This is a genomic window from Herbaspirillum sp. meg3 (assembly GCF_002257565.1).
Lineage (GTDB): Bacteria > Pseudomonadota > Gammaproteobacteria > Burkholderiales > Burkholderiaceae_D > Herbaspirillum.
The window spans coordinates 5,036,419-5,057,544 of record NZ_CP022736.1; the positions used below are offsets into that span (position 1 = coordinate 5,036,419).

Here is a 21,126-nt window from a genome sequence, read left to right on the forward strand (position 1 = left end):
ATCGCCTCCGCGTCGCGTTCATGTCCTTTTTCAAGCGCTTTAGCGAGTACCCACATGTCGTCGTCTATCAAATCATCTTCCCAGTTTCCCGCCCTTCGTATGCGTCGCATGCGCAAGGACGCTTTTTCGCGTGCGATGATGCAGGAAAACGTCATCACCCCGGCCGACCTGATTTATCCGGTATTCATCCAGGAAGGCCAGAACCTGCGTACTGCGGTCGGCTCCCTGCCCGGTGTTGAACGCCTGTCCATCGATCAATTGCTGCATGTCGCCGAAGACACCGTCGCGCTTGGCATTCCGGTACTGGCCCTGTTCCCGGTTATCGATCCTTCGCTGAAAACACCGGACGGCATCGAAGCCACCAACCCCGACGGCCTGGTGCCACGCGCCGTCGCCGCGCTGAAACAGCGCTTTCCCGAACTGGGCATCCTGACCGACGTGGCACTCGACCCCTATACCAGCCACGGCCAGGACGGCGTGATGGACGACAGCGGCTACGTCCTCAATGACGAAACCACCGCCCTGCTGGTCCGGCAAGCCCTCACACAGGCGCAGGCCGGTGTTGACATCGTCGCCCCGTCGGACATGATGGACGGCCGCATCGGCGCCGTACGCAACGCGCTGGAAGCAGACAAATTCATCTACACGCGCATCATGGCTTACTCGGCCAAATACGCCTCGGCGTTTTACGGCCCGTTCCGCGATGCAGTCGGCTCGGCCGCCAATCTCGGCAAGGGCAGCAAGAGCACCTATCAGATGGATCCGGCCAACAGCGACGAAGCGCTGCGCGAAGTCGCACTCGATCTGGAAGAAGGCGCCGACATGGTCATGGTCAAACCCGGCATGCCCTATCTCGACATCGTGCGCCGCGTGAAGGACGAGTTCAAAGTCCCGACGTTCGCGTATCAGGTCAGCGGCGAATACGCCATGATCAAAGCCGCCGCACAAAACGGCTGGCTCGACCACGACAAGGCGATGATGGAAGCGATGATGGCCTTCAAGCGCGCCGGCGCCGACGGCGTGCTGACTTACTTCGCTCGCGACATCGCGCGCTATCTCAAGAAATAAATCTACCGGCGTCGCCATTCAGGCGACGCCTTCCCTTCCCCCTCCCTTCCACGGATTTCGCTGCACCCGCGCGGCATAGTTGAAATCCGGATATCCAATCTCTGAATTGGTATTTTTACAAAGTCGCCGGACTCTTTATAGTCAGCGGAATACGGAGTCCTCTCGGGCTCCGATTCTTTTGGCGGGCGCGCTTTATCTTTGTCATGCGCCCTCCTCTCGCTCAACAAGAAAAAAGGTCCGGGAATGACATTGCATACTCTGTTCAAAAAACTTGCGGCAGTCGCTGCACTCACGCTTAGCGTCGCCAATATCAATATTGCTCACGCCGAAGACGTGCCGCAGGAAGTCCGCTTCGCCTGGGCCGGCGGGCCGCGCGTCTGGATTCTCGGCAAAATCGACAAGTCCTTTGATAAATCCTTCGGCGCACCGGTGCGATGGATTCCCTTCGCTACCGGCGCTGACGTGCTGTCGCTGTTTGCCGCCAAAGAAATCGACATCGCACGTTTTGGCTCCAGTCCGGCCGTGGCCGGCATCGCGCGCAAGCTGCCGATTGAAATCATCAGCGTGCCCGAAGTGATCGCCACCAGCGAACGCCTGATCGGCCGCAAGAGCAAGAACGTCAACAGCATCAAGGATCTCGAAGGCAAGACCGTCGCGTACCCGCCAAACTCGACCGCACAATACGCGTTGGAACTGGCCATCAAGGTGAATCGCCTCGACAAATCCAAGATCCGCCTGGTGCCGCTGAAACCGGCCGATCAGGTCGCTGCATGGAAGCGCGGCGACATCGATGCCGCCTATGTCTGGGGCCCCTTCACACAACAATTCGAAGCCGATGGCGGACATGAGATTTTCGTCACCAGACAACTGCAAAAAGATGGCTTCCTGATCTACAACAACTTCGTCGTCCGCAAGGAGTTCGCCGAAAAATATCCGCAGCTGGTCGTGAAGTTCCTGCGCACATACCAAGAGAAGGTCGATCAATACAAGAAAGATCCGGACGGCTCTGCGCAACTGATCGCCAAGCACCTCGACATCCCGTTTGAAACCGCGCGAAGCGTCTTGACCGGTCTGGAATATCCCTCCAACACCGAGCAGCTGACCCCGGCGTATCTGGGCAACGGCACGACGACCCCGACTTCCGGTATCGCCAAAGCAGCAAAAGACACCGCGAACTTCCTCGTGGAAATCGGCGATCTGCGCAAGAGCGACGTTCCTGAATCGTTTGCCCCCGCGATCAATACGACTTACCTGAAGCAGGCGGTAAGCAAGTAATGCGGCACATGATCGAGCGAGAGCACGCATGAGTAACTCAGTGAACACACGCTCACAGACAGGTCTGAGCGCCACGCAACGCGTTGCCGTCAGCACTGCCGCGGTTGCGCTGGTGCTGGGCGTCTGGCAGCTGTCCGGCACTCTGAAGTGGATCGATCCCTTGTTGCTGCCGCCACCGACCGAAATCTTCCAGACTACGGTCGACATCCTCGCCGACGGCTACCGCCAGGTCTCGTTGTGGCAACACATCTGGGTCAGCGTGCTGCGCGCGACGGTGGCGTTTGCCGCCGCCATCGCCACGGGGATCCCGCTGGGACTGGCAATGGGTTTGTCGCAGCCGGTCAGCGCAGTGCTGGAACCGTTCGTGCAGTTCTTGCGGCCGCTGCCGAAGATCGCGCTGATTCCCTTGACGGTGGTGTGGTTCGGCATTGATGAAGGATCCAAGTTTTTCCTCATCTATATTTCATGCTTCCTGAGTGTCGTGGTCAGCGCCGCGGCAGCAGCCGTCGGCGTCAGCAAAAATCGCATACGCGCCGCACAGACACTCGGCGCCAACCGCTATCAAGTATTCACGCGCGTGGTGTTGCCGAATGCCTTACCGGAAATCTTTACCGGCGTACGCCTGTCCATCGGCATCGGCTGGACCTCGCTGATCGCCGCCGAGATGGTTGCCGCCAACTCCGGCCTCGGCTGGATGGTGATCAACGCCGGTACTTATCTGCGCACAGATGTCGTCATGCTCGGCATTCTGCTGCTGGGCGGCATCGGCTATCTGTTCGATCTGGCGTTGGTGCTGCTGCAACGCACTTTTGTACCTTGGGCGGGACGCGACGCATGAACCAAATTGCACAACTGCCCGCACGCGTGCAGCTAGCCGGCATCAGCAAAAGTTTTGCATCCGGCAAGCAAGCCGCCACGCCGGTGCTATCCGATATCTCGCTGGAGTTGGAACAAGGCGAACTGGTCTGTCTGCTCGGCCCTTCCGGCTGCGGCAAGTCGACCATCCTCAATCTGATCGCCGGATTCGAACAAACCGACAGCGGCGCCATCCTGCTCGATGGATCGCCGGTCAACAAACCCGGGCCGGAACGCGGGGTAGTGTTTCAGCAACCGACACTTTTCCCGTGGCTGTCGGTGCTGGACAACGTGACCTTCGGCCCGCGCATGGCGGGTGTGAAAAAGTCCGCCTATCTGCCGGAAGCGGAGCGCTATCTGCGCCTGGTCGGTCTGCAGGATTTTTATCATCACATGCCATGGCAGTTATCCGGCGGCATGCGCCAGCGGGTCGCTCTCGCACGCGCCTGGCTGCCCAATCCGGAGATCCTGTTGATGGATGAGCCTTTCGGCGCGCTGGATGCACAGACGCGTTTGATGATGCAGGAACTGCTCACCAGCGTCTGGCAAAAAACCGGCACCACCATCCTGTTCATCACCCACGACGTTGACGAGGCGCTGTTCCTCGCCGATCGCGTGCTGGTGATGTCGGCACGGCCTGGCCGCATCTGCGCGGAATTCAAGATTCCCTTCCCGCGGCCGCGCGATGTCGAGGTGCTGGTGGCTGACGTCGGCTACGGCGCGCTCAAGCAAAAGATCCTGCACATCGTGCGTGAAGAAGCGCGCAAGAGTATGGCCGGCACCGCACCATGAGCACGCCTTTGCTTGGCGTGCTCGGCGGCATGGGGCCGCTGGCGGCGGTGGATTTTGCGCGCAAGCTGCTTGCGCTGAATAAAGTGGAAACGGAACAGCAGCACATACCGACACTGCTATGGAACGTGCCGCAAATCCCGGATCGTCAGCTCGCCCTGTCGCGCGGCGGGCCCTCGCCTTTGCCCGCAATGCTGCAGGGCATCGCCGTGTTGAATGCGGCGGGAGCGACCCGTATTGCGATCCCCTGTAATACCGCGCATCACTGGTTCGATGAACTCGCAGCAGCGAGTAAGGCACCGTTGTTTCATATCGTCGACGCGACGTTGGCGCAACTCGGTGACAAGCAGGAAATCGTCGGCTTGCTGGCGACGCGCGGTGCCTTGCAATCGCGCCTGTATCAAGACCGTTTCGATGTCTTGCAACAGCGTTACGTGGTCAATACCGAAGACGAACTCGACGAGTTGTTCATGCCCGGCTGCTATGCAATCAAGCACGGCAAGATCGTTGAAGGCGGGCGTTTGCTGGAAGCGGCAGCGCAACGCTTGCTGGCACGCGGCGCGACCCGTCTGGTGCTCGCCTGTACGGAAATTGCCACCGGTCTGGAAAGCCTCAACTCCCCCCTTCTTGCCGTATCGGTCGACACCAATGCTGCACTGGCGCACGCCTGCCTTCAGGATTGGTACGCGCAAAACGAATAGGTTTTGCTGACCTCGCATAAAAAAAGCGCACCCCGACGTGAGTCGAGATGCGCTGAAATGCATCGGCTTTCGCCGACTTCTGCTCAGAAGCTCTTAACCTGCCTTTGCACCTACTGCGAGGCCATGATCCGTGAATTGGCAATCCTTGGGCGGCGCTCGGAATCCTCACGTACTCGAGTACGTTCCGGTTCCTGCGCTCCGGCCGCCACCGGCTGATGACCTCTCGCTACGGTTCAAAGACAGGTTGATATTTCGTTGATGCCCGGTTGATGATTACTTCCACAGGGAGCACTTCGACTCCGCCTTGGTCATGTAAGCCTGATCGCCGGGAATCGTCTGCACCAGCTTGTAGTAATCCCATGGGCGCTTGGATTCGGACGGCTTTTTCACTTCCATCAGGTACATGTCATGCACCATGCGGCCATCCGGACGAACCACACCGTTGGAGGTAAAGAAATCGTTGATCTTGTTCTTGCGCAGGTAGTCCATGATCTTGTCAGCGTCGGTAGTGCCGGTCGCCTTGACTGCCTTCAGGTACTGCCCCACCGCTGACGCATCGCCGGCCTGGAACATGGTCGGCATCTTCTTCATCTTGCCGAAGTAGCGATTACCCCATGCGCGCGCCTGGTCGTTCATGTCCCAGTACCAGCCGTCGGTCAGGTACATGCCTTGTGTAACTTGCAGACCCAGCGAGTGCGTATCGGTGATGAAGATCAGCAGACCCGCCAGCTTCATAGTCTTGTTGACGCCGAATTCATTGGCTGCCTTGATCGCGTTGATCACGTCGCCGCCCGCCACTGCCAGACCCAGGATCTGTGCCTTGGAGGATTGCGCTTGCAGCAGGAAGGACGAGAAGTCGGACGTCGCCAACGGTGCACGCACCTGACCGACAACGCTGCCGCCGCCGGCCTTGACCACATCGCTGGTATCTTTTTCAAGCGAGGTGCCGAACGCGTAGTCAGCCGTCACGAAGTACCACGACTTGCCGCCTTGCTTGGTGATCGCAGCGCCTGTACCACGCGCCAGTGCAGTGGTGTCGTAAGCGTACTGGATGGTGTAGGCGTTGCATTCTTCGTTGGTCTGGCGCGTGGTGCCGGCGCCAACCGAGATGAAGACCTTTTTCTTTTCGCCGGCGACTTTACCCATCGCCAGGCTGGCTGCCGAGTTCACGCCGCCGACGAGCATGTCGACGCCGTCGCGGTCGAACCATTCACGCGCCTTGTTGGCGGCGATGTCGGCCTTGTTCTGATGATCGGCAAAAACGAATTCGACTTTCTTGCCGTTGATGGTGCCGCCGGCATCGGCGATCGCCATCTTGATGGCTTCGATACCACCCTGGCCGTCCATGTCGGCATAGGTGCCGGACAGATCGGTGATGAAGCCGATCTTGATGGTGTCGCCAGCGGCGTTGGCTGCTGTCATGTTGCCTGCTAATGCTGCGCACATCGCAGCGGACATCGCTGCCAGTTTCAGAAATTTCTTCAAACCCGTCTCCTCTGTTGTTATGGTTCCACCGCAACGCGCAGCATCATGAGCGGCTGCGCGTCGCCTCCCTCTTTTTACTGCTTTACGCTGTACGCGGATCGTTCACCACAGCCTTGGTTTGTTCACCATCAACCAGACGCATCAGGCCCAGCGGATTCGCGTTTTGCAACGCAGCCGGCAACAGTTCGTCCGGATAGTTTTGATAGCAGATCGGGCGCAGGAAACGATCGATCGCCAGCGTGCCGACGGACGTGCCGCGCGCATCCGAAGTCGCTGGATACGGACCGCCATGGACCATCGCGTCGCTGACTTCAACGCCGGTCGGGAAGCCGTTGACCAGCAGACGGCCGGCCTTCTGTTCCAGCAGCGCGATCAGATCCTGATAGGCGCGCAGATCTTCCGGTTGCGCCTGCAAAGTCGCGGTCAGCTGACCATGCATGTTGCGGGCGAAGTCGATCAGCTGTTCGCGGCTTTCCAGCTCGACGATGACTGTTGCCGGGCCGAACACTTCTTCTTCCAGCGGTGCGTCCTTGGTGAACAACACTGAAGCTTCTGCCTTGAACAGATGCGGTACAGCCTGCGTATCGCTGCTGCCGCCGGCGGCAACGGTGACCACGCCAGGAACCTTGCTCAGACGCTCCACCCCACCACCATAGGTCTTGAGACCGGCGCTGTTGAGCATGGTCTGAGGAGATTGCGCAGCCATCGCATCGCGCAGTTGTTCGATGAACTTGGTCAGTTCCGGCGAACGTACGCCCAGCACCAGGCCCGGGCTGGTGCACAGCTGGCCGACGCCGACCACGACCGAGCCGATCAGATCGCGTGCAATCGCTTCGCCGCGTGTTGCCAGTGCTTGCGGCAACAGGATGATCGGGTTGATGCTCGACATTTCGGCGAACACCGGAATCGGCTGCGGACGCGCTGCCGCCATGTCGCACAATGCACGGCCGCCGCGCAGCGAACCGGTGAAACCGACCGCCTGAATACCTGCGCTCTTGACCAGTTGCGCACCGACGCGATCACCGTAAATCATGTTGAAGGTACCGGCAGGCACGCCGCTACGCTTGACTGCGCGCTCGATGGCGTCCGCCACCAATTCAGAGGTGATCAGATGGCCGCTGTGTGCCTTGAACACAACCGGGCAACCCGCTGCCAACGCTGCGGCGGTATCGCCGCCGGCAACTGAAAACGCCAATGGAAAATTGCTGGCGCCAAACACACCGACCGGGCCAACGCCGATACGGTATTGACGCAGATCCGGACGCGGCAACGGCTGACGTTGCGGCAGCGCGGTATCAATGCGCGCACCGTAGAAATCACCGCGGCGCAAGACCTTTGCGAACAGGCGCATCTGGTTGCTGGTGCGGCTGCGCTCGCCTTGCAGACGCGCTGCAGGCAACGCGGTTTCGCGCGACACTTCAGCGATGAAGTCGTCGCCAAGGGCGTCGATTTCTTCCGCGATGGCGTCGAGGAATTTGGCGCGCGCTTCCGCCGGCAAAGCGCGATAAACAGGATAGGCTGCGCTGGCGGCGTCAACCGCTGCGGTGACTTCTGCTTCGGTCGCGGTCAGAAATGGAACTGCGTGCGCTTCGCCGGTCGCTGCTGCGATGCTGAGCAACTTGACGTCGCCCTTGCCGCTGCGTGCGCCGCCGATGTAGTTATGTCCGAGGATGGTCATTTGTCTCTCTCCGTTTACATCGATTGTGTGAGCATGCGTGCGTAGTCGTCTTCCGACGCGACACGCGGATTGGTTTTGTGGCTGTGGTCAGCCAGCGCACCCTTGATGATCTTGGGGAACATGTCTTCGGTCACGCCCAGTTCGGCCAGGCCGGTCGGCAAGCCGAGACGCTTGCTCATGTCCTTGATGGCAGGGCCGATATCGGCTTCATTTGCCAGACCCATGGCGTGCGCCATGCGCGCCAGTTTCTTTTCCTTGATAACCGACTCCGAATCCTTGTTGAATTCAATGATGGCCGGCAGGAAGATCGCGTTCAAGGTACCGTGATGCAGACGCGGATTGATGCCGCCCAGCGAGTGGCTCAGGCTATGCACGCAGCCGAGACCTTTCTGGAATGCCATCGCGCCTTGCATCGATGCGCTCATCATGTTCAGGCGCGCTTCGCGGTCGTGCGGTTCTTTGGTGGCGCGTTCGATATGCGCCCAGGCGCGCCACAAACCGTCCAGCGCGATACCGTCAGCCGGCGGATTGAAGGACGGCGCCATGAAGGTTTCCAGGCAATGCGCAATCGCATCCATACCGGTGGCCGCAGTCATCATCGCCGGCAGATTCAATGTCAGTTCAGGATCGCAGATCGCCAGGCGTGGCACCAGATACGGCGACAACACGCCGACCTTGCGACCGTCGTCGAGAATCAGAATCGCACCACGACCGACTTCACTGCCGGTACCCGCCGTGGTGGGAATGGCGATCACAGGTGCCGTCTTGGCGGTGATGTTGGCCAGGCCGCCTTCGATCAGGGCGAAGGACTTCAACGTGCCCTCATGCGTGCCGCATACGGCCACGCCCTTGGCGAGGTCGATCGACGAACCGCCGCCCACGGCGATGATGCCGTCACAGGCGCCGTCGCGGAACATCTTGACCGCAGCGCGCACGGCGTTTTCATTCGGGTTCGGGGGAGTCTGATCAAACACGGCGACTTGTGCCCCGTCTTTCAGCTGGGCCACAACCTTGTCGAGGATGCCGGCGTTGCGGATACCCATGTCGGTGACGATCAGCGGTTTGCGGATACCGATGCGGTCGCATTCCTGCTGCAGCAGCGCGAGCGCGCCGTAGTCGAACTGAACCTGGGTAATGTAGTTAATCAGTGCCATTACATAGCCTTAAAGTTATAGATATACTTGCAATGCCATTCGGATCCGGCAGTCTCCAAATGTCTTTGCGTATGGCATTTCCCTACGCAAATCAAGCTTTAGAGGCGAAACTGTATGCCAATCATCACGCTTTGCCTAATGAGAGCTATTGATACAGCTATAACTAATACTCATACATAATAATGCAAGATATCCCCTCCCTCAGCTCTATCACTTCCCGCCTGCATCTCAAGCAATTGCGGCTCCTGACCGCGCTGGCCGACCACGGCTCGCTGCTCAAGGCAGCGGAGCAGGTTGCACTGACGCAACCTGGCGCCAGCAAGGCGTTGCAAGAGATTGAGACGACCTTGGGCGCACAGCTCTTCGTGCGTACCAACCGCGGGCTGGAAGCCACCGACCTCGGTCATTGCGTCATCCGCTACGCCCGCCTGATCCAGACCGACCTGGCGCACCTGCGCGAAGACATGATCGGCATTCTGCAAGGTCATGGCGGGCGGCTGGCGCTGGGTGTGATCATGGGTGCGGTACCGCTGCTGACCGATGCGCTCACGCGTTTATTGGAGAAGCGCCCCGCCCTGTCCGTGGAAATTGTCGAAGACACCAGCGCACGGCTGCTGCGGATGCTGGATCAGGGCCGGCTGGATATGGCGATCTGCCGTACCAGCATCAGTCAGCAACCACATCTGTACGACAGCATCAATATCCATAACGAAAAGCTGGCCGTCGTGGCCAACATCAATCATCCGCTGGCGCAGCGACAAGCGCTGCAACTGGCGGATCTGGCCGACTCGCGCTGGGTGGTTTATTCTGCCAATATGCCGATGCGCCTGCTGCTGGAGCGTGAATTCCACGAGGCTAACCTGCGCTTCCCGCTGCATCTGCTGGAAACCACCTCGGCCTTCACGACCTTGTCCCTGTTGCAGAGAAATCCCTCTTTCGTCGCGCTGATGTCGGTCGACGTGGCGCAGTTCTGCACCCGCTTCGGCATGACGACCATCCTGCCGCTGCCACTGCAGTCGCGCAGCGAACCGTATCAGTTGGTAACACGTCACGGCAGCATGCGCTCATCGGTGGCGCAGTTGTTCATCGATGAATTTGCTGAAGTACCGCCGGAGCTGGCGTAGCTGCGCTACTGATTGCAGACGTAAAAAAAGCGCTCCGGTCGGGAGCGCTTTTTTGTTGGTGCCGGACCTGGTGAAAAGCCTGGCCCTAAACGTATGCTTATTTGTTCGGCTGCGGTGTGATGCGCAGATAAGGACGTGGCGAGGTGTAACCCTTTGGATACTTTTGCTTAATGACTTCTTCATCCTTGACCGACAACGGGATGATGACGTCGTCGCCGTCTTTCCAGTTACCTGGTGTTGCGACGGTGTAGCCGTCTGTCAGTTGCAGCGCATCCAGCACGCGCAGCACTTCGTCGAAGTTGCGGCCGGTGCTCATCGGGTAAGTGATGATGAGGCGCACCTTCTTCTTCGGATCGATGATGAAGAGCGAACGGACCGTCGCTGTTTCCGACTGGTTCGGGTGGATCATGTCATATAGGCCGGCGACTTTCTTGTCGACGTCGGCAACGATAGGGAAACCGACCACGGTCTTTTGCGTGTCCTCGATGTCCTTGATCCATTGATTGTGCGCTTCGGCGCCGTCCACCGACAACGCGATGGCCTTGACGTTGCGCTTGTCGAATTCAGGCTTGAGTTTGGCAGTCAGGCCCAGCTCGGTGGTGCAGACCGGCGTGAAGTCGGCCGGGTGCGAAAACAGGACAACCCAGGAGTCGCCCGCCCATTCGTGAAACTTGATTTTGCCGATCGAAGAATCTTGCTCGAAATCCGGCGCGGTATCGCCCAAACGTAAGGTCATCTTAGTCTCCTAGTAACGAATTGGTCAGGGAAACGCGCTTCGTATCCGTCGCGGCAACCACGCAGCGACGCAATTGGCAATGAACAACTGTGCGGATCGTGAAACGCGCTCTTAAACAGGACGTTAACTATAGCGTCTATGTTGATCGCGTTCCAACAACTATTAACGCCTAACCTAATAACCACGGGCTATGACAGATTCACGCGCCGCTGAACGCAAGAAGTTGGCAGGACGACAAATGAGAGGAAGGTGAAAGCAAAACGACGATGCCGGTGAGGTCATCGTCGTTAAGAGAGCAGAGAGACGAGAAAGCTGTGAAGTTGTTAGCGGACGGCTTGCAAGCTTTGCAGGAACTGTTCCGCGTTCTGATAGCCGATTACCCGCTTGCCAGGTAATTCGCGTCCCTGCCGGTCAAACAGGATGATGCCCGGTGGCCCGAAGAGCTGAAAACGTTTAAGCATGGCTTTGTCGTCGGCATTGTTGGCGGTGACATCGATCTGCAGCAAGACCATTTTCGAGAACTGTTCACGTACACGGGCATCGGTGAAGGTGAATTTTTCCATCTCTTTGCAGGAGACGCACCAGTCTGCATAGAAGTCCAGCAGTGCCGGTTTGCCGCCGGTCTGCGCCAGGGCGGCATCCAGTTCGGCAATCGAGCGTACGCGCACGAAGTCGGTATGTGCGACCTGAGTAGCACTACCACCACGCAAGTGCGAAAGAGGCGCCAATGCATCCCGTCCGCCGGTGGCGACGCTGACCAGTTGCAGCAATCCCAGGGCGGCAAACACCAGACCGAAAGCACGTGAGATCCAGCGTGCCGGCTGCCGCCACAGCAGATAGGCGCCGTAGGCGATACCCAGTACCGCCCAGCCCGCAACGAACAACCACGCCGGGATGACCGGCGAGACCATCCACAATGCCGTCGCCAGCATCAGCACGCCGAAGAACCGTTTGACCGATTCCATCCACGCCCCCGCGCGCGGCAACAAGGTGCCGGCCGATGCGCCGATGACCAGCAAAGGTACGCCCATGCCGAGCGCCATGGCGAACAAGGCGCTGCCGCCGAGCACCACGTCGCGTGTCTGGCTGATGTAGAGCAAGGTGCCGGCCAGCGGTGCCGCGACGCACGGCCCGACGATCAATGCGGAGATTGCCCCCATGACAAAGATGCCGGCCAGCTTGCTGCCGCCCCGCTGTTCGGACGCCTGCGTCAGTTTTGATTGCAGCGCCGCAGGCACCTGCAACTGATAGAAATCAAACATCGACAGCGACAACCCAATCATCAGCAGTGCGAACAAACCAAGCACCCAGGGGTTCTGCAATGCGGCGGAAAGGCCTTCACCGATCATGCCGGCGGCGACACCGAGAGCCGTGTAGACCAGCGCCATCCCAAGCACATACGTCGCCGACAACAGCAGGCCGCGTCCGCGACTGGACTGCGCGCCTTCACCCACGATGATGGATGACAAGATGGGCACCATCGGCAATACACATGGCGTGAATGACAGGCCGATGCCAAACAGGAAGAACAAGGACAACACGGCCAGCAGTTTGCCGCTCTTGAGGACTGCTGCGATCTTGTCCATGTCGGAGGCATCCGCTCCAACCGCACCGTCCGCGTTTGATGGATTAGCTGCTTTGACGACTTGCCCGACAGCGTCCGGCGACATGGTTGCGACGGTATCCATCGGCGGATAGCACAAGCCCTGGTCGGCGCAGCCCTGGCCGGTTGCAGTCAGTTTGAAAGAGCCGGTGGCATCAACCGGGATACGAATGCTGACGCTGTTGCGATAGGTTTCAACTTCCTTCTGGAAGTTGTCGTCGTACTTCACCTTACCGTGCGGAAAATCAGGCTGGCCGAGCGTCGCGCCTTCCGCTTTGAAATGGAAACGATCGCGATACATGTAATAACCGTCGGCAATCGCATAGTTGATTTCCAGCGTCTTCGCGTCGAGCATCGTGGCGGAAAACTTGAACGCGACTTCGGGGGCCAGATAATCCTCTGCATGCGCGGTCGAGGGCGCCATCAACAATACTGCCGACATGGTTGCAACGATAGCGACGAACAACTGCAGCGCAGTGAGCCAGTTTTTCCAGCTTCCTCGTTTTCCCGATTGGTCTGATTGTCCCCATTCGGCACCGCTTCGCGCGGCAACCTGCAAACACTTAAACATTCAACTCTTTCCTTGTTTCTGCAACGATCCAGTTCAGGTAGGCCGGCAAACCGGCCGCGATCGGGATCGCAATAATCTCTGGCACATCATACGGGTGCGCGGCTTTGATCGCCGCTTCCAGTTCGGCGTAGCGCGCCTGCGTCGTCTTGACCATCAGCGTAACCTCGCTGGCGTGCTCGATGGCCCCCTGCCATTGATATACCGACTGTACCGCAGGCATGATATTGATACAGGCGGCCAGCCTCTTTTCCACCAGAGTACGCGCCATGCTGTTGGCCAGCTCGGTGTCCGGTACATTGCTCAAGACGAGCAGAGTTTGTTCCATGGCAATTCTCTCCGAAAGTGGCGTTGCAACCGGCATCAAAAACGACGGCGCGTAAAAATCATCGCCACATAAAAACCGCCGCAACAATACACTGCCAATATCGCCAGATCCAGCAAAGGTGTCTGCGGCCAGCCGCCAAGCACCAGCGGGCGCACCAGATTGACGGCCGCGCTCAGCGGCAGAAATTGCGATATCAGCTGCAGCCACGACGGTAGCTGCGCAACCGGATAATACACGCCCGACAGGAAAACCATTGGCGTCAGAATCAGTGTGAAATAGTAGGTGAAGAAATCATAGCCGCGCGCGAGTGCATTCATGATCAGACCCAGCGCCGCGAAGGTCATGCCGGCGAAGAACAGTACCGGCAACACCAACAGCACTTGCACATGCAGGCCGATGCCCAGCGCGAACATCACGCAGAGAATGGCGACGCCGCTGAACAACGATTTGGTGGCGCTCCAGAGTAGCTCTGCCAATACGATATCGTCCAGCGCCAACGGGGCGTTCATCAGCGCATCCCAGGTGCGCTGCACGCTCATGCGCGAGTAAGCGGAATACAAGGCCTCGAACGACGACGCCATCATGACCGACATGCAGATCGATCCCGATGCCAGATAGTGGATGTAAGGAATGCCATCGACTTCCTTGAGCATGCTGCCGAGGCCGTAGCCGAAGGCGATCAGCGTAATCAGCGGATCGGCAATGTTGCCCAGCACACTGGCGACCAGGAGTTTTTTCCAGACCAGAAAATTGCGCCGCCAGATCGGATAGAAGCGCAGCGAGAATGCGGGAATGGCGTAGAGGCTTGTCATGGGGGGGTCTTTCTCGATGTTCTCAATCGCGCATCTCGCGGCCGGTCAGCTTCAGGAAAAGATCTTCCAGATTGGCCGGCCGATGCAGATAGCGCAGGCCCTGCGCATGCTGCAGAGTGGCCAGCAATGGCCGCACGTCGTTGGTGTAGCAAAACACCGTTTCACCGCTGTATTCGACGCGAGAGGCGTTGCCGTGACCGTGTTGCTCGGCCCAGGACCTGGCATTTTCGCCGTAGACCTCCAACACTTCGGATTCGATATGCTGTGCGATCAGGCTTTGCGGCGAGCCCTCGGCAATCATCTTGCCGTGATCGATCACCGCGAGACGATCGCACAGGCGCTCGGCCTCATCCATGAAGTGCGTTGTCAACAAGATCGTCTTGCCGCGCGCGAGCAGGCTCTTGAGGCGCTCCCAGATCATGTGCCGTGCCTGCGGATCCAGACCGGTGGTCGGCTCATCCATGAAGAGCAGATCGGGATCATTGACCAGCGCCCGCGCCAGCGTCAGACGACGCTTCATGCCGCCGGACAGCTCGCCGATGCGCGCATCTTTCTTCGCAGACAGGTTGGCGAATTCGAGCAGCTCCGGAATCCGTGAACGTGTCACTTCGTCGGCGATACCAAAATAACGCGCAAAGACCAGCAGATTCTCTTGCACAGTAAAATCCGGATCGAGATTGTCGGCCTGCGGTACAACGCCGACACGCATGCGCGCAATGCGCGCGTGATCGGGGATGCGCTGACCGCCCAGCAGAATCTCTCCGCTGTCAGGCGTAGACAAACCGAGGCATAGACGCAGCGTCGTGGTCTTGCCCGCCCCATTGGGACCGAGCAGGCCATAGCATTCACCACGACGCAGTGTAAAACTGAGGTCGTTGATGATCGCGGCGCGTTCCGCGCCGGCGCCAAAGGCTTTATGTAAATTTCGGACTGAAAGTATGGATGTCTCTGTTGTTTCTGCCATGTTGTCCTTGTGGTCGACGCTGTCACGTTTTTTGCGGCTCAATTCAGCTGACTGGTTCGTGCCTTATGACTGCATGTCTCTGATACTCGCACAATTGCACAATTGCTTGCACGGCACGCGGCGATCTTTACCTCAGACTCTTCGACCATCTGCAGCTTTGGTCGTTTCATGCAGGGCCGACCTTACAAGCTATCGGCATTGTGTGGCCCGGAAATGCAAAAAGCCAGGCAGAGCCTGGCTTTTTCTTCATCGTGCTTGACGCGATGTCTGCATGCAGCGGAGATTACTCAACGCTTGGCGCTTCTTCGGAGACGTCTGGACGATCGACCAGTTCAACGAAAGCCATCGGTGCGTTGTCGCCGACGCGGAAACCCATTTTCAGGATGCGCAGGTAGCCGCCGTTACGAGTAGCGTAGCGTGGGCCCAGTTCGGAGAACAGCTTGCCGACGATTTCACGGTCGCGCAGGCGGGAAAATGCCAGACGCTTGTTAGCCAGTGTATCGGTCTTGCCCAGAGTCAGGATAGGCTCGACAACGCGGCGCAGTTCCTTGGCTTTTGGCAGAGTTGTCTTGATAGCTTCGTGGCGCAGCAGGGATACTGTCATGTTGCGCAGCATTGCCAGACGGTGCGAGGAAGTACGATTCAGTTTACGGAGACCGTGACGGTGACGCATGATATTTCCTTTCAGATTACAGTTTTAATCCAGCTCTTCTATCGGCAGTGTCTAGTTGCCGCGGACCGGTATCGATTAGGTTATTGCCTGTTGCCAGGACTTGTTGCTTCTACTACGGTGCTGCTTGATTCTTTACTGACCTGCTTTGTCTGGCGAGCGATCTCTCAACCGCTCGCCATCATTGCAAAAATTACTTTTCCAGGCCGGCTGGCGGCCAGTTTTCCAGCTTCATGCCCAGGGTCAGACCACGGGATGCCAGAACTTCCTTGATTTCGTTCAGGGACTTGCGGCCAAGATTCGGTGTCTTCAGCAGTTCATTTTCGCTACGTTGGATCAGATCGCCAATGTAGTAAATGTTTTCGGCCTTCAGGCAGTTTGCCGAACGGACAGTCAGTTCCAGATCGTCGACCGGACGCAGCAGGATAGGATCAACTTGCGGTGCGCGCGATGGAGCTTCGGCAGTCGCTTCGGTGCCTTCCAGGGCGGCGAACACGTTCAGTTGATCAACCAGGACGCGCGCCGATTGACGGATCGCTTCTTCCGGTGTGATCACACCGTTGGTTTCAATGTTGATGACCAGCTTGTCCAGGTCGGTACGTTGTTCCACACGCGCCGATTCAACAGCGTAGGAAACACGGCGCACTGGCGAGAACGATGCGTCCAGAATGATGCGACCAATGGTCTTGTTTGCATCTTCGGACAGGCGACGAACGTTACCCGGCACATAGCCACGGCCCTTTTCAACCTTGATCTGCATGTCCAGCTTGCCGCCTGCTGTCAGGTTGGCAATTACGTGATCAGGATTGATCAGCTCAACATCGTGCGGCAGATCGATATCCGATGCCAGCACCACGCCTTCGCCTTCTTTCTTCAGGGTCAGAGTGACTTCGTCGCGGTTATGCAACTTGAAGACCACGCCCTTCAGGTTCAACAGGATATCAACGACGTCTTCTTGCACGCCGTCGAGGGAAGAATATTCATGTACGACGCCGGCGATGGTGACTTCGGTTGGGGCATAACCGATCATCGACGACAGCAGAACGCGGCGCAGCGCGTTGCCCAAAGTGTGGCCATAACCACGTTCGAACGGCTCCATCACGACTTTTGCGTGACCGGCGCCGAGCGCTTCAACTTCGATAATACGTGGCTTCAACAAACTATTTTGCATGAAATGTCCTTTTCAATACCCTCGGTTCGTTACACCGATAAGGCTGATGGCATGTCGGAAAAATGCCCACCGAGAGGTGGGCACGAGGAAAATCAGGGTGCGGATTAACGCGAATACAATTCGACGATCAGCGATTCGTTGACGTCGTTAGCGATTTCGTTACGGTCTGGGGAAGTCTTGTAAGTACCTTCGAGCTTCTTCGCATCGACGGAAACCCACGATGGGAAACCGGATTGCTCAGCCAGCGACAGCGCTTCAGCGATACGCACTTGCTTCTTGGCCTTTTCGCGAACGGCAACAACGTCGCCGGCCTTGACTTGGTACGAAGCGATGTTGACGACGATACCGTTGACAGTCAGCGCCTTGTGGGACACCAGCTGACGCGCTTCAGCGCGGGTCGAGCCGAAGCCCATACGATAAACGACGTTGTCCAGACGCGCTTCCAGCAACTTCAGCAGTGTTTCGCCGGTGTTGCCCTTGCGACGGTCCGCTTCAGCGAAGTAGCGACGGAATTGGCGCTCGAGCACGCCGTAGATACGCTTGACCTTTTGCTTTTCGCGCAATTGGTTGCCGTAGTCCGAAGTGCGAGCACCCGAAGTGCGACCGTGTTGACCTGGCTTGGAATCCAGTTTGCACTTGGAATCCAGCGAGCGGCGTGCGCTCTTCAGGAACAGGTCGGTGCCTTCGCGGCGGGAAAGTTTTGCTTTTGGTCCGATATAACGTGCCACGGTATTTCCTTTATTAAATGACGTTCCAAGACCATCGCTGGCCTGAACGCTAGTTTGATCTGCGTGCTATCAAACAGTGGGCTTAAGAACAAAACCCGCCAAGGTCATTGGCGGGTGATTTCCGACGCTTTCGCGTATTCTGCGAAAGCGCAAGATTATACTACAGATTAGATACGACGACGCTTTGGTGGGCGGCAGCCGTTGTGCGGGACCGGAGTCACGTCCTGGATCTGGGTGATCTTGATACCCAGATTGTTCAGTGCGCGGACAGCCGATTCACGACCTGGGCCTGGGCCCTTGATGCGAACTTCCAGATTCTTGATACCGCATTCGATTGCAACCTTGCCGGCAGCTTCAGCAGCAACCTGGGCAGCAAACGGAGTCGATTTACGCGAACCCTTGAAACCGGCACCACCCGAAGTCGCCCAAGACAAAGCATTACCTTGGCGATCAGTGATCGTGATGATGGTATTGTTGAACGAAGCGTGAACGTGAGCGATACCTTCTGCGACGTTCTTCTTAACTTTCTTGCGCACGCGTGCTGCTGCGGCGTTATTTGGGGCTTTTGCCATAATTATTTCCTTGATTCCGAACCGACTAGCAGTTACAGAGACGCTAGGGGATTATTTCTTCAACGATTGAGCGGCCTTGCGCGGACCCTTGCGAGTACGTGCATTGGTGCGGGTACGTTGGCCACGGCAAGGCAGACCCTTACGGTGACGCATACCACGGTAGCAGCCCAGATCCATCAAACGCTTGATGTTCATGGACAGTTCACGACGCAGGTCACCTTCGACGACGAATTTTGCAATTTCGTCACGAAGCTTTTCCAGCTCGTTATCGTCCAGATCCTTGACCTTTTTGTTGGTCGGAACACCCGTAGCGACGCAGATTTCTTCTGCGCGTGGGCGGCCAACACCGTAGATGGCTGTCAGGCCGATAACAGTGTGCTGATGGTTGGGGATATTCACCCCTGCAATACGTGCCATGCGTTATTCCTCGATCAATAACGTTAAATTAACCTTGGCGCTGTTTATGACGCGGTTCTGTGCAGATAACACGAACTACGCCTTTGCGCTTGATGATTTTGCAGTTGCGGCAGATCCGCTTGACTGATGCGAGCACTTTCATTGTGGCCCTCTTTCTTTCAATACTAGGTTCGTTTTACTTACTTGGTACGGAACACAATGCGTGCCCGGCTCAAATCATAAGGAGTCAGTTCCACTGTCACCTTATCTCCTGGGAGGATGCGAATATAGTTCATCCGCATTTTCCCGGAAATATGGCCGAGTACAACATGTCCGTTTTCCAACTTAACTCTGAATGTCGCATTAGGCAGATTCTCCAGAATCTCGCCTTGCATCTGAATAACGTCGTCTTTTGCCATTCCGTCGTCTGTTCCTTTGGGCGCTACCCTTCACCTATCGTGAAGTCATACCGCCCTTGAAATTTGCCTTACGAAGCAACGATTCATACTGCTGTGACATTACATAATTCTGAACCTGCGCCATGAAATCCATGGTGACGACCACAATAATCAGAAGCGAAGTTCCACCGAAGTAGAAAGGCACCTTCCAACGTGCGATCAAGAATTCCGGCAACAAGCAAACCAGTGTGATGTACACCGCACCAGCCAACGTCAAGCGCATCAAGATCTTGTCGATGTAGCGTGCTGTTTGATCACCGGGACGAATACCAGGAACAAATGCACCGCTCTTTTTCAGGTTATCTGCAGTTTCTTTGCTGTTGAATACCAACGCAGTGTAGAAAAAACAGAAGAAAACAATTGCGATCGCATACAGCAGCGCGTGAATCGGTTCACCTGGCGCCATCGATGCCGCCAAATCCTTCAGAAAGCGAATGAAAGGATTCGATGTATCGCCGGAAGTGAACCAGCTCGTGATCGTTGCCGGGAACAAGATGATCGACGAAGCAAAAATAGGAGGAATCACACCAGCCATATTCAGCTTCAGCGGCAAATGACTGCTTTGACCGCCGTAAATCTTGTTGCCAACCTGACGCTTCGCATAGTTCACCAGGATCTTGCGCTGGCCGCGTTCAATGAACACCACCAGGAACGTCACCAGAGCGACAATCAGGCAGATCAGAATTGCTGACAATGCGTTCATCGAGCCTGTACGAACCAGCTCAAACAAACCGCCCAATGCGTTCGGCAAACCAGCTGCGATACCGGCAAAGATAATGATCGAAATACCATTACCCAGACCACGCTCTGTAATTTGCTCACCCAACCACATCAGGAACATCGTACCGGTCACCAGCGTCACAACCGTTGTCAGGCGGAACGCCAGACCCGGATCCAACACAAGACCAGCTTGCGATTCCAATGCGACAGCAATACCCAGCGCCTGAAACGTTGCCAGCACCAGGGTGCCGTAGCGGGTGTACTGAGTAATCTTGCGACGACCAGCTTCACCTTCTTTTTTCAACGCTTCAAGCTGCGGCGATACCACCGACAGCAACTGCATTATGATCGACGCCGAAATGTACGGCATGATCCCAAGAGCGAAAATTGTGAAACGCGACAGGGCACCACCGGAGAACATGTTGAACATGCCCAGAATGCCACCCTGGTTTTGCTTAAACAATTGCGCCAACTGCGTCGGGTCAATCCCTGGGACAGGAATATGAGCACCGATGCGATATACAACTAATGCTGCCAGCAAAAACCACAAACGGCTCCAAGGGAAACCTTTTGCAGCGCCTTTAGCAAGTTGGGGTGTAGTCGCCAATTAATGCTCCGCGTCAACTGTCAGATTAAGCTACCGAACCACCGGCAGCTTCAATAGCTGCTTTAGCGCCCTTGGTAGCAATCAGACCTTTGACTGTTACTTTTTTGGTCAGCTCGCCCGACAAAATGATGCGGACAACCTTGGCCAGTTCGCCAATAACACCGGCTTGCTTCAATGCCAGGATATCGATTTCAGTAACTGGCAGGCTTTCCAGGTCGGACAAACGAACTTCAGCCTTGTACGGCGTTGCCAGCGACTTGAAGCCACGCTTTGGCAGACGGCGTTGCAGAGGCATCTGACCGCCTTCGAAACCGACTTTATGGAAACCGCCCGAACGCGATTTTTGACCCTTGTGACCACGGCCGGCTGTCTTACCCAAGCCAGAACCGATACCACGACCGACGCGACGCTTATAGTGCTTAGCGCCTTCTGCGGGTTGGATTGTGTTTAATTCCATGATTTGCTCCGTTCGCAAGCCGAGGGCTTACGAAACCACTTTCACAAGATAGGACACTTTGTTGATCATGCCGCGAACCGATGGAGTGTCTTGCAATTCGGAAACCGAATTCACGCGACGCAGTCCCAGACCGCGCACTGTTGCACGGTGGTCTTGGCGAGTACCGATCAGACCTTTGACCAGTTGCACTTTAATTGTGTTTGCCAT

The 21,126-nt window shown here is 57.2% G+C and carries 24 protein-coding genes and 1 other RNA gene; 7 read left to right on the top strand and 18 right to left on the bottom strand.

All coding sequences use genetic code 11. The features are described from left to right. The first annotated feature begins 54 nt into the window (after nt 1-54). From hemB to hmeg3_RS22675, 6 genes are all read left to right on the top strand, one after another. A complete protein-coding gene (hemB, locus tag hmeg3_RS22650; protein WP_094565748.1) occupies nt 55-1,068 on the top strand; it encodes a porphobilinogen synthase in 1,014 nt (337 codons plus the stop codon). A gap of 243 nt (nt 1,069-1,311) precedes the next feature. Beyond that, nucleotides 1,312-2,343: an ABC transporter substrate-binding protein gene (locus tag hmeg3_RS22655; RefSeq protein ID WP_094565749.1), complete on the top strand. Its 1,032-nt coding sequence runs from the start codon at nt 1,312-1,314 to the stop codon at nt 2,341-2,343. 28 nt (nt 2,344-2,371) lie between these two features. After that, nucleotides 2,372-3,181, top strand: coding sequence for an ABC transporter permease (locus hmeg3_RS22660; protein ID WP_198361741.1), 810 nt, complete (start codon nt 2,372-2,374; stop codon nt 3,179-3,181). After that, a complete protein-coding gene (locus hmeg3_RS22665) occupies nt 3,178-3,990 on the top strand; it encodes an ABC transporter ATP-binding protein (protein ID WP_094565750.1) in 813 nt (270 codons plus the stop codon). Before hmeg3_RS22660 ends, hmeg3_RS22665 begins: the two co-directional genes overlap by 4 nt. Next, nucleotides 3,987-4,688 (top strand): aspartate/glutamate racemase family protein, encoded by a 702-nt coding sequence (locus hmeg3_RS22670; protein WP_094565751.1) that lies wholly within the window; start codon nt 3,987-3,989, stop codon nt 4,686-4,688. Before hmeg3_RS22665 ends, hmeg3_RS22670 begins: the two co-directional genes overlap by 4 nt. 167 nt (nt 4,689-4,855) lie before the next feature. Continuing rightward, nucleotides 4,856-4,930: non-coding RNA, sX9 sRNA (locus tag hmeg3_RS22675), on the top strand. A gap of 31 nt (nt 4,931-4,961) precedes the next feature. Here hmeg3_RS22675 and hmeg3_RS22680 read toward each other — a convergent pair. From hmeg3_RS22680 to hmeg3_RS22690, 3 genes are all read right to left on the bottom strand, one after another. Further along, nucleotides 4,962-6,146: an ABC transporter substrate-binding protein gene (locus tag hmeg3_RS22680; RefSeq protein ID WP_369828899.1), complete on the bottom strand. Its 1,185-nt coding sequence runs from the start codon at nt 6,144-6,146 to the stop codon at nt 4,962-4,964. 109 nt (nt 6,147-6,255) lie between these two features. Then, complete coding sequence (locus hmeg3_RS22685) at nt 6,256-7,851, bottom strand: aldehyde dehydrogenase (NADP(+)) (RefSeq protein ID WP_094565753.1); 1,596 nt, start codon at nt 7,849-7,851, stop codon at nt 6,256-6,258. A gap of 14 nt (nt 7,852-7,865) precedes the next feature. Continuing rightward, the gene (locus hmeg3_RS22690; protein ID WP_094565754.1) at nt 7,866-9,005 is read right to left on the bottom strand and encodes an iron-containing alcohol dehydrogenase; all 1,140 of its coding nucleotides are present in this window, start codon (nt 9,003-9,005) and stop codon (nt 7,866-7,868) included. A 182-nt stretch (nt 9,006-9,187) separates the two neighbouring features. On the opposite strand from hmeg3_RS22690, the gene hmeg3_RS22695 reads away from it, so the two are divergent. Further along, nucleotides 9,188-10,129, top strand: a complete 942-nt coding sequence (locus hmeg3_RS22695) for a LysR substrate-binding domain-containing protein (protein WP_369828845.1) — start codon at nt 9,188-9,190, stop codon at nt 10,127-10,129. A gap of 97 nt (nt 10,130-10,226) precedes the next feature. On the opposite strand, the gene hmeg3_RS22700 is transcribed toward hmeg3_RS22695, so the two are convergent. The 15 genes from hmeg3_RS22700 to rpmD form a co-directional block, all read right to left on the bottom strand. Continuing rightward, nucleotides 10,227-10,865 (bottom strand): peroxiredoxin, encoded by a 639-nt coding sequence (locus hmeg3_RS22700; protein WP_007875357.1) that lies wholly within the window; start codon nt 10,863-10,865, stop codon nt 10,227-10,229. A 323-nt stretch (nt 10,866-11,188) separates the two neighbouring features. After that, nucleotides 11,189-13,039, bottom strand: a complete 1,851-nt coding sequence (gene dsbD, locus hmeg3_RS22705) for a protein-disulfide reductase DsbD (RefSeq protein WP_094565756.1) — start codon at nt 13,037-13,039, stop codon at nt 11,189-11,191. Beyond that, complete coding sequence (gene cutA / locus hmeg3_RS22710; RefSeq protein ID WP_094565757.1) at nt 13,032-13,364, bottom strand: divalent-cation tolerance protein CutA; 333 nt, start codon at nt 13,362-13,364, stop codon at nt 13,032-13,034. The genes dsbD and cutA overlap by 8 nt, the downstream gene beginning before the upstream one ends. A 35-nt stretch (nt 13,365-13,399) precedes the next feature. Continuing rightward, on the bottom strand, nt 13,400-14,176 hold the full coding sequence (locus hmeg3_RS22715) for an ABC transporter permease (protein ID WP_094565758.1): 777 nt from the start codon (nt 14,174-14,176) through the stop codon (nt 13,400-13,402). A 22-nt stretch (nt 14,177-14,198) separates the two neighbouring features. Next, on the bottom strand, nt 14,199-15,140 hold the full coding sequence (locus tag hmeg3_RS22720; RefSeq protein WP_094566514.1) for an ATP-binding cassette domain-containing protein: 942 nt from the start codon (nt 15,138-15,140) through the stop codon (nt 14,199-14,201). A 283-nt stretch (nt 15,141-15,423) separates the two neighbouring features. Then, nucleotides 15,424-15,813, bottom strand: coding sequence for a 50S ribosomal protein L17 (gene rplQ / locus hmeg3_RS22725; RefSeq protein ID WP_050479914.1), 390 nt, complete (start codon nt 15,811-15,813; stop codon nt 15,424-15,426). Nucleotides 15,814-16,003: 190 nt separating this feature from the next. Next, complete coding sequence (gene rpoA / locus hmeg3_RS22730) at nt 16,004-16,981, bottom strand: DNA-directed RNA polymerase subunit alpha (protein ID WP_007875351.1); 978 nt, start codon at nt 16,979-16,981, stop codon at nt 16,004-16,006. Nucleotides 16,982-17,085: 104 nt separating this feature from the next. Beyond that, on the bottom strand, nt 17,086-17,709 hold the full coding sequence (gene rpsD, locus hmeg3_RS22735) for a 30S ribosomal protein S4 (protein ID WP_016836019.1): 624 nt from the start codon (nt 17,707-17,709) through the stop codon (nt 17,086-17,088). A 167-nt stretch (nt 17,710-17,876) separates the two neighbouring features. Continuing rightward, nucleotides 17,877-18,281, bottom strand: coding sequence for a 30S ribosomal protein S11 (gene rpsK / locus hmeg3_RS22740; protein ID WP_007875349.1), 405 nt, complete (start codon nt 18,279-18,281; stop codon nt 17,877-17,879). Nucleotides 18,282-18,332: 51 nt separating this feature from the next. Beyond that, on the bottom strand, nt 18,333-18,698 hold the full coding sequence (rpsM, locus tag hmeg3_RS22745; RefSeq protein ID WP_007875348.1) for a 30S ribosomal protein S13: 366 nt from the start codon (nt 18,696-18,698) through the stop codon (nt 18,333-18,335). Nucleotides 18,699-18,726: 28 nt separating this feature from the next. Continuing rightward, a complete protein-coding gene (gene rpmJ, locus hmeg3_RS22750; protein WP_014004415.1) occupies nt 18,727-18,840 on the bottom strand; it encodes a 50S ribosomal protein L36 in 114 nt (37 codons plus the stop codon). A 37-nt stretch (nt 18,841-18,877) separates the two neighbouring features. Beyond that, complete coding sequence (gene infA / locus hmeg3_RS22755) at nt 18,878-19,096, bottom strand: translation initiation factor IF-1 (protein ID WP_005663428.1); 219 nt, start codon at nt 19,094-19,096, stop codon at nt 18,878-18,880. A 34-nt stretch (nt 19,097-19,130) separates the two neighbouring features. Then, a complete protein-coding gene (secY, locus tag hmeg3_RS22760; RefSeq protein WP_094565759.1) occupies nt 19,131-20,462 on the bottom strand; it encodes a preprotein translocase subunit SecY in 1,332 nt (443 codons plus the stop codon). Between the two features lie 25 nt (nt 20,463-20,487). Beyond that, the gene (gene rplO / locus hmeg3_RS22765) at nt 20,488-20,919 is read right to left on the bottom strand and encodes a 50S ribosomal protein L15 (protein WP_094565760.1); all 432 of its coding nucleotides are present in this window, start codon (nt 20,917-20,919) and stop codon (nt 20,488-20,490) included. A 27-nt stretch (nt 20,920-20,946) separates the two neighbouring features. Continuing rightward, nucleotides 20,947-21,126 carry a 50S ribosomal protein L30 gene (rpmD, locus tag hmeg3_RS22770; protein WP_007875342.1) on the bottom strand — a complete coding sequence of 60 codons (180 nt, stop codon included), beginning with the start codon at nt 21,124-21,126 and terminating at the stop codon, nt 20,947-20,949.